Raw genomic sequence first — 11607 nt, forward strand, 5'->3', positions numbered from 1 at the left:
GGGCGAGTCCTTGTAGTTAATCGAATTCGAAATTTAGCCGACGAGTATAGCGCTCCGAAACGGACGACCGGTCAGCGATCACTCGGGCAGTGTATCCAGTGGTACGTTCAATTTGACCGCCAATGCCTGAGCATCCAGGTGTCCGTCGGGCGCCAGCAGGTGCAGGGTTGCGCCGGATTGTGCAGCCATGGACTGTGCTTCACGCACCAGACGTTCCGCGACGCCACGACGTCTGGTGATTTTTCGTACGCACAATTGGGACAAGTGCCAGACATCCGGGTGCCGCTGCAGGCGCGCCGCACCCAGCAATCGATCATTGAAGCGTCCAGCAATCAACGAGCCCTCTTGCAGGCAGGTTTCAATCAAATGCGCATCCCCCGCAAATGGCGCAAACAGCCACTGTGGCGCATCACGGTAGATTTTCTGCAGGTCCTGCTGATCCTGGTGAGTGGCTTCGTTCAGTGATTCGACAACGATGGGCATGGAGAATCCTTCAGAGGTACGAGAACAGACAACATCGAAAAACGTGATATCACTTTGGTTTTTCTGTCACGTGCAAATGGTAACCTTCCCCCGTTCGTCCGTCCTTCTGCGATCCGATGTCGCACCGAAGTGAAGCTTTACCGAAAAAACAGTCGTGCCTGCGTGCGCCAAGGCTGGGGGTGAAGAGTGGCTGGCGAACCATACTAATAATTGGGGGATACAAAATGACCACGAGTATTGCGGCGGACGGCTATGCCGACCAGCCCTCGTTCCTGTCCAAGGAGCGGATCATCGCCAAGCCCGGTTTCAACCGTTGGCTGGTGCCACCGGCCGCGCTGGCCATCCACCTCTGCATCGGCATGGCCTACGGTTTCTCGGTGTTCTGGCTGCCACTGTCGAAGGCCTTGGGCATCACCAAGCCACTGGCCTGTGCTCCGGACATGAGCTTCATCGCTCAAGTCTTTTCTTCGCAATGTGACTGGCCGATTTCGATGCTCGGCTGGATCTACACCCTGTTCTTCATTTTCCTGGGTTGCTCGGCAGCCATATGGGGCGGCTGGCTGGAGCATGCCGGGCCACGCAAGGCTGGTGTCGTGTCGGCCCTGTGCTGGTGTGGCGGTCTGCTGATTTCGGCGCTGGGTATCTATACCCACCAGATCTGGCTGATGTGGATCGGCTCCGGGGTTATCGGTGGTATCGGTCTTGGCTTGGGTTACATCTCGCCGGTGTCGACCCTGATCAAGTGGTTCCCGGACAAGCGCGGCATGGCGACCGGCATGGCGATCATGGGCTTCGGCGGTGGCGCGATGGTCGGTGCACCACTGGCGACAGCCCTGATGAGCCATTTCGGCTCGGCAGACGGCGTTGGCGTGTGGCAGAGCTTCGTGGCCATGGCCGCGATCTATTTCGTGTTCATGATCGGTGGCGCGCTGTCCTACCGCGTTCCGCCGACCGGCTGGAAGCCTGAGGGCTGGACCGCTCCGGCGAAAAAAGCCTCGAACGCGATGATCACCAACCGTCACGTACACGTTAACGTGGCGTGGAAGACGCCGCAGTTCCGCCTGGTATGGCTGGTACTGTGCCTGAACGTATCGGCCGGTATCGGTATTCTCGGCATGGCTTCGCCGCTGTTGCAGGAAGTTTTTGGCGGTAAGTTGCTGGGCAATGACCTCGCTTTCGGTCAACTGGACGCTTCGCAACTGGCTTCGATCGCCGCGATTGCTGCTGGTTTCACCGGTTTACTGAGCCTGTTCAACATCGGTGGCCGGTTCTTCTGGGCATCGTTCTCGGACTACCTTGGCCGTAAAAACACCTATTTCGTGTTCTTTGCCCTGGGTTTTGCGCTGTACGCGCTGATTCCGAACCTCGGTCATCTGGGTAATATCGCGCTGTTCGTGGCGGCGTTTTGCATCATCCTGTCGATGTACGGCGGCGGTTTCGCGACCGTTCCTGCGTATCTGGCTGACTTGTTCGGCACACAAATGGTCGGCGCGATCCACGGTCGTCTGCTGACCGCATGGGCGGCAGCGGGGGTGCTGGGTCCGGTGCTGGTGAACTACCTGCGTGAGTATCAGCTAAGCATCGGCGTAGAACGTGCGGCGGCTTACGACATCACCTTGTACATCCTCGCTGGCTTGTTGGTGTTGGGTTTCATCTGCAACCTGTTGGTGCGCCCGGTGGCGGATAAATACTTCATGACCGACGCTGAACTGGCTGCCGAACAGGCGCTGGGCCACGACAAAGGCGCCGACAGCAGTACTTCGCTGGAGTGGAAAGCGGCTGCGGGCACCAAGCCGTTGGCGGTGGCTGCGTGGCTGGTGGTGGGTATTCCGTTGGCGTGGGGGGTGTGGGTGACGCTGCAGAAGACGGCAGTGCTGTTCCACTAACCAAGCGCAATGCCTTTGTGGGAGCGAGCCTGCTCGCGAATGCGGTCTGACAGTCGACAGAAATGTTGAATGTGATGGCCTCTTCGCGAGCAGGCTCGCTCCCACATTCGTTTTGTGGTGCTTGAAAATGGCTTGTATGGACATGTCTATCGCCGATGAACCGCAAGTCTGTCCGTCAGGGATATCACCTCCCGTGTTTCTGTTTGGCGCCCGCGCGCCTATAATGGCTGCCTTTTTCGCCCAATGATTTTGCGGAGCTGGTGATGGCCGAACGTAAGGCGTCAGTCGAGCGCGACACTCTGGAAACCCAGATCAAAGCCTCGATCAACCTCGATGGCACCGGTAAGGCCCGATTTGATATCGGTGTACCTTTCCTTGAGCACATGCTGGACCAGATCGCCCGTCACGGGTTGATCGACCTGGATATCGTCAGCAAGGGCGACCTGCATATTGATGACCACCACACGGTGGAAGACGTTGGTATCACCTTGGGTCAGGCTTTCACCCAAGCCATCGGCGACAAGAAAGGCATCCGTCGTTACGGTCACGCCTACGTGCCGCTCGATGAAGCGCTGTCGCGTGTGGTGATCGACTTCTCCGGCCGTCCCGGCCTGCAGATGCACGTTCCCTATACCCGTGCCACCGTCGGCGGCTTCGACGTTGACCTGTTCCAGGAATTCTTCCAGGGCTTCGTCAACCACGCCAACGTCACCCTGCACATCGACAACCTGCGTGGCCACAACACTCACCACCAGATCGAAACCGTGTTCAAGGCTTTCGGCCGAGCACTGCGCATGGCCGTGGAGCTCGATGACCGCATGGCCGGGCAAATGCCGTCGACCAAGGGCGTTCTGTAATGCAGACAGTCGCGGTTATCGATTACGGCATGGGCAACCTGCACTCGGTGGCCAAGGCCCTCGAGCATGTTGGCGCCGGCAAGGTGCTGATCACCAGCGATGCGAGTGTGATTCGTGAAGCCGACCGGGTTGTTTTCCCCGGCGTTGGCGCGATTCGCGATTGCATGGCGGAAATTCGTCGCCTGGGCTTCGACTCGCTGGTACGTGAGGTCAGTCAGGACCGTCCATTCCTTGGCATCTGCGTCGGCATGCAAGCCTTGCTCGACACCAGCGAAGAGAACGACGGCGTTGATTGCATCGGTTTGTTTCCGGGGCAGGTGAAGTTTTTCGGCAAGGATCTGGTCGAGGATGGCGAGCATCTGAAAGTCCCGCACATGGGCTGGAACCAAGTGAAGCAGACGGTGAATCACCCGCTTTGGCACGACATCCCGGACATGGCGCGCTTCTACTTCGTGCACAGCTACTACATCGCCGCCGCCAACGCGCGCCAGGTGGTGGGCAGCGGTCACTACGGCGTCGATTTTGCCGCGGCGCTGGCCGATGGTTCGCGTTTCGCCGTGCAGTTCCACCCGGAGAAGAGCCATACCCATGGCCTGCAATTGCTGCAGAACTTCGCGGCGTGGGATGGTCGCTGGTAAATGGCTGTCAAGAAATCCAAACCGCCGATCCTGACCCTCACGCCCGAACAGGAGCGTGAGGCCAATCAGAAGATTCAGCGGTTCATGGAGGATCGCTTCGAACTGAACCTGGGTTTGTTCGAGGCGGCGGAAATTCTTGAGCTGTTTACTCGCGAAATTGCTCCGCACTATTACAACAGGGCGATTTTCGATGTGCAGACGCACCTCAAGGAGAGGTTCGAAAGCATCGAAAGCGACCTGTGGGCGCTCGAAAAAAGCAGCTGAAAGCTTCAAGCTTCAAGCTGCAAGAGAGATACATACACACGCATGCTTGCAGCTTGTGGCTTGCAGCTTGCAGCTCTTTTGACGAAGGAAAAAGCATGCTGATTATTCCCGCTATCGATCTTAAAGACGGTGCCTGTGTTCGTCTGCGCCAGGGCCGCATGGAAGATTCCACAGTGTTCTCCGATGACCCGGTGAGCATGGCTGCCAAGTGGGTGGAGGGCGGATGCCGTCGTTTGCATCTGGTCGACCTGAACGGCGCGTTCGAAGGCCAGCCAGTCAACGGCGAAGTCGTTACCGCCATTGCCAAGCGCTACCCGAACCTGCCGATCCAGATCGGTGGTGGTATTCGCTCCCTGGAAACCATCGAACACTACGTGAAAGCGGGTGTCAGCTACGTGATCATCGGCACCAAGGCCGTGAAAGAGCCGGCTTTCGTCGCTGAAGCCTGCCGCGCCTTCCCGGGCAAGGTAATTGTCGGCTTGGACGCCAAAGACGGTTTTGTCGCCACCGACGGCTGGGCTGAGATCAGCTCGGTTCAGGTGATCGACCTGGCCAAGCAGTTCGAAGCCGACGGCGTGTCCGCCATCGTTTATACCGACATCGCCAAAGACGGCATGATGCAGGGCTGCAACGTACCTTTCACCGCTGCGCTGGCGGCTGCCACCTCGATCCCGGTGATCGCTTCCGGCGGTATCCACAACCTGGGTGACATCAAGACGCTGCTTGACGCCAAGGCACCAGGCATCATCGGCGCAATCACCGGGCGCGCGATCTACGAAGGCACCCTCGATGTCGCCGAAGCGCAAGCTTTCTGCGATTCGTACAAAGGCTGAGGACTGACCATGGCGCTGGCCAAACGCATCATCCCTTGCCTGGACGTGGACAACGGCCGGGTGGTCAAGGGTGTGAAATTCGAAAACATCCGCGACGCCGGTGACCCGGTGGAAATTGCCCGTCGTTACGACGAGCAGGGTGCCGACGAGATTACCTTTCTCGACATCACCGCCAGCGTCGACGGCCGCGACACCACGCTGCACACCGTCGAGCGCATGGCCAGCCAGGTGTTCATCCCGCTGACCGTCGGCGGTGGCGTGCGCACCGTGCAGGACATCCGCAACCTGCTCAATGCGGGGGCGGACAAAGTGTCGATCAACACGGCGGCAGTGTTCAATCCGGAGTTCGTCGGCGAGGCCGCGCAGCATTTCGGTTCCCAGTGCATCGTCGTCGCTATCGACGCGAAGAAGGTTTCTGGCCCGGGCGAAACCCCGCGCTGGGAAATCTTCACCCACGGCGGCCGCAAGCCGACCGGCCTCGACGCGGTCGAGTGGGCGAAGAAGATGGAAGGCCTGGGTGCCGGTGAAATCCTGCTGACCAGCATGGACCAGGACGGGATGAAAAACGGCTTCGATCTGGGCGTTACCCGCGCCATCAGCGATGCGTTGGGCATTCCGGTGATCGCTTCCGGCGGTGTTGGCAACCTGCAACACCTGGCTGACGGCATCCTTGAAGGGCACGCCAGTGCAGTGTTGGCGGCGAGTATTTTCCACTTCGGCGAGTACACCGTTCAGGAAGCCAAGGCGTATATGGCTCATCGCGGAATCGTGATGCGTTAAACAAACCGATGCAGGCCAGTGGACATCATGGCGGGCTCAAGGCACTCTTGGGTACGCCATGGATTTCGGTAGCCAGACATGCTTAAACGCTTTCTTCTCGTCCTTGCCAGCGCTTCTCTGTTGTTGATCAACGGCGTTCAGGCTAAAGACAGTCCCGATACCGACATGGTGTTGCTGACTGAAAATTTCCCACCGTACAACATGGCGAAGAACGGCAAGAACTTCGCTCAGGACGAAAACATCAATGGCATCGCCACTGATATCGTCCGTGAGATCTTCAAGCGCGCCGACATTACCTACAGCCTGACGCTGCGTTTCCCTTGGGAGCGGATCTACAAGCTCACCCTGGAAAAACCCGGTTATGGCGTATTCGTCATGGCGCGGTTGCCTGATCGCGAAAAGTTGTTCAAATGGGTCGGACCAATAGGCCCGGACGACTGGATCATGCTGGCCAAGGCTGACAGCAAGATCACGCTTGAAACGCTCAATGATGCGCGCAAGTACAAGATCGGCGCATACAAGGGCGACGCAATCGCTGAGACACTGGCCAAACAAGGGCTCAATCCCATCGTTGTGCTGCGCGATCAGGACAATGCCAAGAAGCTGGTCAACGGTCAGATCGACCTGTGGGCCACAGGTGACCCGGCCGGCCGTTACTTGGCAAGGCAGGACGGCGTGACCGGGCTCAAGACGGTATTGCGTTTTAACAGCGCCGAGCTTTATCTGGCGCTGAATAAGGACGTGCCGGATGAAGTCGTTGCCAAACTGCAGGCTGCTCTGGACCAGCTGCGCAAGGAAGGTGGTGTGGACGACATCATGGCGCGGTATTTGTAGTTGCAGGGGGTTCTGTCATCAGTTGAGGGTCGAGGGCTTCGTGGTCTTTTTCCGGTGGGTATTCCATCCAGAGCAAGCTGTCTTCATCGGCGTAGGCGATGCAGTTTGCTATTTGTTCGCCATCTTCGCTTCGTAAGTCGTAGCGACTCTCTAACTGATAAACCGCGATCATCTTGTCTTTCGGAACGATGGCGGCGACAACCAGGGTATTCGCGGTTGTCCATCCGTTAGAAGAAGTTTCGGCATGAGTAAACTCATCGGCCAATTTTGCCGAAAATTGTATGGGATGATCGGTATCCGAGGTCTCGGCTCTCCATTCTGAGGCGAACTTGATAGAAGTGATGCTGCTGAATATCCGCGAGTCCTCGTCACTCAGCATTCGAGGTGCGGTCCATTTGAATAGCTTGCTCTTGTCTTCGGTGTTATGGCCCTGTCCGATAAGTATGTATTGGTCTTTCCTTTCCAGGCGGTAATGCGTTAATTCGCTTAAATCATCGAAAGCTGACGTGGGGTACTGGTCCACCGCAAACCAAGGAATCATCGCAATCTGTGTGGCTTCGGATGTTTCAGGCGGCAAGGGTGCTTTGAATTCTGAAATCACTGGAGCTTCAGGTGCCGTATTGTTTTGGACCTGGATTTTCATGCGCAATGCATAGGTGAGGTTTTCCGCAGGTTTTCTGCCGCTGCCGTCACTGACAAAGGTGCCTGGCGCAAAGTAGATCTCACCTGCTTTTGCGGCCGGAAGCGTGATACCCCAGGCACTGAAGTTATGCATGAGGCCGCGACCCTCGCTCCAAATCAAGTCGCCGACACGGCACTCGATTACAAGGTCCGCCCGTACGCAACGTACCGCATGCACTGAAGGTTTTTCCTGACCGATAGAACACACCAGTCCGAGTGCGACATAGCCATCAGGAGGGATTGGGCGCCACAGGGTGCAGTCTTTTTTGGCCCCTGAACCTGAATCCTTCCAGACCTGTTCATAGTCATTGGGTCGGCTGAGCGCATTGCCTCGCGCAGGATCTTTGCTCGGCAAATCTCCCTCGCGTACAACCGCCACCACTTTGACGCCGTTGATATTTTCAAGGCTGGGAACAACCACGTCTCCCAAAGGGAAAAAACCCGGCAACAAATCAGGTGCAGGGGTTGGATGCCAAAAAGCTGCGGGTTCTGAATTGGAGCCAGTGGAATCCCAAATCTGCTGGAACTCGGCTGTAAAGTTGATCAGCAGGTTATCGAGCTTTATCGATGCAATTTGCCTCGGAGGCGGTGTGAAATTGTTTTCGGTGGTCATAATCATTCCTGATATTGAAAAGCGACTCTGGGCCGCGACCTGTTGCAGGTTTCAATATCTGGAATTGGATAAGGCGTCAGGCGGTAACTATTTATAGGTGTGTGACGAGTTACTACCTATAAACCCCGTCTTTTCCATGGGCGATCATGGCGCGATTACTGCGCACACTGATCATCTGGCGGATATCGATCCACTCGACTCCTTGTGTCTTGAGCTTCGGTAACTCTCGCTCCAGCACCGCCAAAGTCTGTGGATATGGATGGCCGATCATCACCGCCGAACCTTGCTTGCGCGCCAGGCTGATCGCGGTCTGCAACTGGGCGTAGATCGCCGCTTCCGTGCGTTCGTCATCAAGAAACACATCCCGTGAGACACTCGCCAGGTCAATCTTCTGCGCTTGTTGCGCCGCCACGGTCTGCGCGCTGGTGCGACTGTCGACGAAGAACTTGTGCCGACGTTGCAGCTCACCCATCAGCCACGCCATGGCGACCGGTTGTGCCGTCATGCGACTGCCCATGTGGTTATTGATCCCAGCGGTGTAAGGCACCGCTTTGAACGCAGCATTCAAGCGCTTCTCAAGCTCCTCGATGGACAGCTCGGGGTGCCAGGCGAACGGGCCGGTGGCCGGGTCCATGGGCATGTGCAGAATGACGATTTTCCCGGCGCGATGGGCTTCGCGAGCGAATTCGGTGGCGTGGGGCGTATCAGGCATGATCGCCGTGGTCACGGGCCCCGGCAGGGCCAGCACGCGGCGATCCCGGGGCAGGTTCTGTCCCAGGTCATCGATGATCAGGCTCAGGTAGGTCTTTTGAGGTGTCGGCCCGGCGGGTTCGGCGTGAGCCGCGCCCGCCAGGCAACACAACAGAACGAGGATGAAGCGCAGAGCCATCCTCAACGACCGGAAGTGATGCTCAGCCCTTTAAGCAGGCTCAGGGCCTGGGCCAATTGGTAGTCGTCATCCTGCGGCATCGCTTTGGCCTTGCCACCGGAACCTGTCGGTTTGTCGGCGCCGCCGTTCCCATTGCCCAGGTGACCTTGCAGGTCGGCTTCCTTGAAGTAGTCGCTGTCCTGCTCGCTGGTGATCTTGGCTTTGCGTACTTCGATGTCCGGGATAATGCCCTGGGCCTGGATCGAGCGACCGTTCGGTGTGTAGTACAGCGCCGTGGTGATCTTCAGTGCACGTTCGTTGTTCAGTGGCAGCACGGTTTGCACCGAGCCTTTGCCGAAGCTTGGGGTGCCCATGATCACTGCACGTTTTTGATCCTGCAAGGCGCCCGCGACGATTTCCGAAGCCGAAGCGCTGCCGCCGTTGATCAGGGCGACCATTGGCACGGCTTCGCTTTCGTCCTTGCCGGTGGCCGAGAAGCGCAGTTCCGAGTTGGCGATACGGCCCTTGGTGTAAACGATCAGGCCCTTGGTGATGAAGTGATCGACGACTTCCACCGCTGCCTGCAACACGCCACCAGGGTTGTTGCGCAGGTCGAGGATGATGCCCTTGAGTTTCTTGCCATTGTCCTTTCGCAGCTTGGCCAGGGCCTTGGAGACTTCTTCACCGGTCTTGACCTGGAACTGGGTGATGCGGATGTAGCCATAGCCTGACTCCAGCAACTGGCTTTTCACGCTTTTCACTTGAATGACGGCGCGGGCCAGGGTTACGTCGAATGGCTGACCGCCATCACGTACCAGAGTCAGTGTTATTTTCTGGCCGATCTTGCCGCGCATTTTGTCCACGGCTTCGGTCATGCTCTGGCCACGGGTCGGCTGGCCATTGATCTTGACGATGAAGTCGCCGGCCTGAATGCCAGCCTTCGAGGCTGGGGTGTCATCGATTGGCGACACCACTTTGATGAAGCCGTCTTCGGCGCCGACTTCGATGCCCAGGCCGCCAAACTCACCGCTGGTGCTTTCCTGCAATTCAGCGAAGTCTTCCGGCCCCAGGTAAGCGGAGTGCGGATCAAGGTTGCTGAGCATGCCCTTGATCGCGTTTTCCAGCAGGGTCTTGTCGTCCACCGGCTCGACATACGCGGCCTTGATCCGATCCATGACCTCGGCGAAGGTGCGCAACTCCTCCAGCGGCAATGGCGCCTTGGTGGTCGCAGCAGTGCCCGCAGGCGCGACCGCCGGGGCCGGTTGAGCGGCAAACGCCAGAGGCGCGCCGATCACCAGGGCGATCGTCAGGGCCAGCGAGGTAAGGCGGGACAAATGCAGCATGTCGAACGAACTCCTGAATTGGATGGCACGCTTATCCTTGCGTGCGACACCATTGTGCCGGGTCACTCGGGTGACCCTGCTGACGAATCGCAAAATACAATGCCGGGGTGTCCTGTCCGCCACTGTTACCGACAGTGGAGATGGACTCCCCGGCTTTCACCACGTCACCCGCAGATTTGAGCAGCGTCTGGTTGTGACCGTAAAGACTCAAAAAACCATTGCCGTGGTCGAGAATCACCAGCAACCCGGCGCCACGCAGCCAGTCAGCGAACACCACGCGACCGCCGTGGACGGCGTGTACAGCGCTACCGGCCGAAGCACCAATCATTACGCCGTCCCACTTGGTCCGGGCATCGTCGCCGCGGCTTTCACCGAAGCGTGCCAACAGTCGACCGTCCACAGGCCATGGAAGTTTGCCGCGGGTTGAGGCAAACGGACCGCCAAAAGTTTCGCCCGAACTTGAAACCAGAGCGCCGGGTGTCGATTTAACTGGTTTGCGTGGGGCGTCGTCGCTGGCATCTGCCTGCGCCTGAGCCTCACGTAAACGCTTTTTTTCGGCTTCCTGCTGGGCAATCAGCGCTTTTTGTCGCGCTTCTTCTGCCTCACGGGCCTGGCGGGCCAGGGTTTCTTCAATGGTTTTAAGGACTTTAGACAGGTCTGCCTGATCCTGCTCGCGAGCTGCCAATTTCTGGTCGCGAGCCTTCACGTCGTCATTGAGCTTGGCCAGGGCTTGCTGGCGTTCCTGACGGACTTTGTCGAGTTCGTCGCGCTGGCTGTCGAGGTTGCTTTTCTGCACCAGCAACTGCGCCTGTTGCTTGGCGATGTCCTGTTCGACATTGGCCAGTTGGCGCAGGGTCTCGTTGAAATTCTTCAGCTGCTCCAGGCGAGCCTGGCTCAGATAGTCGTAATAGGTGAGGGTGCGGGCGAATTTCTCGGGATTCTGCTGGTTGAGCAGCAGTTTCAAATATTCCTGACGACCGTTCTGGTAGGCCGCCCGGGCCTGCATCGCAATCAGTCTTTGTTGTTCAGTGCGCGCGCTCTGGAGTTTTTTTTTCTCCGCATCGAGTCGCTGCAGCTCGGATTCGCTTTTCTTCAGCTCTTTTTGCAGGGCTTCGACCTGCTTCTCGAGCTTGCCCATTTCGGTCTCGGTGCCTTTGAGGTCTTTCTGAACGCCGGACTTCTCTTCTTGCAGCTTGCCCAGCAGCTTTTTCAGCTCGGCAATGTCCTGACGCGTGGCGTCCAACTGTTGTTGGGTTTGCGCGCGCTCGTCCGCAAAGGCCGGTTGGAGCAGGCAAGTCAGAGCAAGGGCTATCAGGACGCGAAGCATAGAGGCGGGCAGCACCAGGGAAAGGGACGGCCTAGTATGCCCGCCCTACGCTGCAAAAAAAACGCCCAATTGGGGCTGTGTGATAACTGGCCCGAAAAACACTGAAGACCTATGTGGGAGCGGGGGGGGGGGGGGGGGGGGGGGGGGGGGGGGGGGGGGGGGGGGGGGGGGGGGGGGGGGGGGGGGGGGGGGGGGGGGGG

General features: G+C 58.3%; 12 protein-coding genes. 7 read left to right on the plus strand and 5 right to left on the minus strand.

Features of this window, described 5'->3' with window-relative positions:
- Positions 1–78 precede the first annotated feature (78 nt).
- Positions 79–483, minus strand: coding sequence for an acetyl-CoA sensor PanZ family protein (locus ACSFE6_RS12440; RefSeq protein ID WP_435427881.1), 405 nt, complete (start codon positions 481–483; stop codon positions 79–81).
- A 224-nt stretch (positions 484–707) separates the two neighbouring features.
- Between ACSFE6_RS12440 and ACSFE6_RS12445 the strand changes: the two genes are divergently transcribed.
- The 7 genes from ACSFE6_RS12445 (at position 708) to ACSFE6_RS12475 (ending at position 6575) form a co-directional block, all read left to right on the plus strand.
- Complete coding sequence (locus ACSFE6_RS12445) at positions 708–2369, plus strand: OFA family MFS transporter (protein WP_435427882.1); 1662 nt, start codon at positions 708–710, stop codon at positions 2367–2369.
- A gap of 263 nt (positions 2370–2632) precedes the next feature.
- On the plus strand, positions 2633–3226 hold the full coding sequence (gene hisB, locus ACSFE6_RS12450) for an imidazoleglycerol-phosphate dehydratase HisB (RefSeq protein ID WP_024778052.1): 594 nt from the start codon (positions 2633–2635) through the stop codon (positions 3224–3226).
- Positions 3226–3864 carry an imidazole glycerol phosphate synthase subunit HisH gene (gene hisH / locus ACSFE6_RS12455; RefSeq protein WP_435427883.1) on the plus strand — a complete coding sequence of 213 codons (639 nt, stop codon included), beginning with the start codon at positions 3226–3228 and terminating at the stop codon, positions 3862–3864. Before hisB ends, hisH begins: the two co-directional genes overlap by 1 nt.
- A complete protein-coding gene (locus ACSFE6_RS12460) occupies positions 3865–4128 on the plus strand; it encodes a DUF2164 domain-containing protein (protein ID WP_435427884.1) in 264 nt (87 codons plus the stop codon).
- 95 nt (positions 4129–4223) lie between these two features.
- Complete coding sequence (gene hisA, locus ACSFE6_RS12465) at positions 4224–4961, plus strand: 1-(5-phosphoribosyl)-5-[(5-phosphoribosylamino)methylideneamino]imidazole-4-carboxamide isomerase (protein ID WP_435427885.1); 738 nt, start codon at positions 4224–4226, stop codon at positions 4959–4961.
- Positions 4962–4970: 9 nt separating this feature from the next.
- Positions 4971–5741 carry an imidazole glycerol phosphate synthase subunit HisF gene (gene hisF / locus ACSFE6_RS12470; RefSeq protein ID WP_007897430.1) on the plus strand — a complete coding sequence of 257 codons (771 nt, stop codon included), beginning with the start codon at positions 4971–4973 and terminating at the stop codon, positions 5739–5741.
- Positions 5742–5819: 78 nt separating this feature from the next.
- Complete coding sequence (locus ACSFE6_RS12475) at positions 5820–6575, plus strand: substrate-binding periplasmic protein (RefSeq protein ID WP_435427886.1); 756 nt, start codon at positions 5820–5822, stop codon at positions 6573–6575.
- Here ACSFE6_RS12475 and ACSFE6_RS12480 read toward each other — a convergent pair.
- The 4 genes from ACSFE6_RS12480 to ACSFE6_RS12495 form a co-directional block, all read right to left on the minus strand.
- Positions 6556–7869, minus strand: coding sequence for a Vps62-related protein (locus ACSFE6_RS12480; RefSeq protein WP_435427887.1), 1314 nt, complete (start codon positions 7867–7869; stop codon positions 6556–6558). The genes ACSFE6_RS12475 and ACSFE6_RS12480 overlap by 20 nt on opposite strands.
- A 112-nt stretch (positions 7870–7981) precedes the next feature.
- Positions 7982–8758 carry a divergent polysaccharide deacetylase family protein gene (locus ACSFE6_RS12485; protein ID WP_435427888.1) on the minus strand — a complete coding sequence of 259 codons (777 nt, stop codon included), beginning with the start codon at positions 8756–8758 and terminating at the stop codon, positions 7982–7984.
- Positions 8759–8760: 2 nt separating this feature from the next.
- Positions 8761–10080, minus strand: coding sequence for a S41 family peptidase (locus tag ACSFE6_RS12490; protein ID WP_435427889.1), 1320 nt, complete (start codon positions 10078–10080; stop codon positions 8761–8763).
- A gap of 31 nt (positions 10081–10111) precedes the next feature.
- The gene (locus ACSFE6_RS12495) at positions 10112–11407 is read right to left on the minus strand and encodes a murein hydrolase activator EnvC family protein (RefSeq protein WP_435427890.1); all 1296 of its coding nucleotides are present in this window, start codon (positions 11405–11407) and stop codon (positions 10112–10114) included.
- Positions 11408–11607 lie beyond the last annotated feature (200 nt).

The sequence above is a fragment of the Pseudomonas baetica genome, assembly GCF_051216495.1.
Lineage (GTDB): Bacteria > Pseudomonadota > Gammaproteobacteria > Pseudomonadales > Pseudomonadaceae > Aquipseudomonas > Aquipseudomonas baetica_B.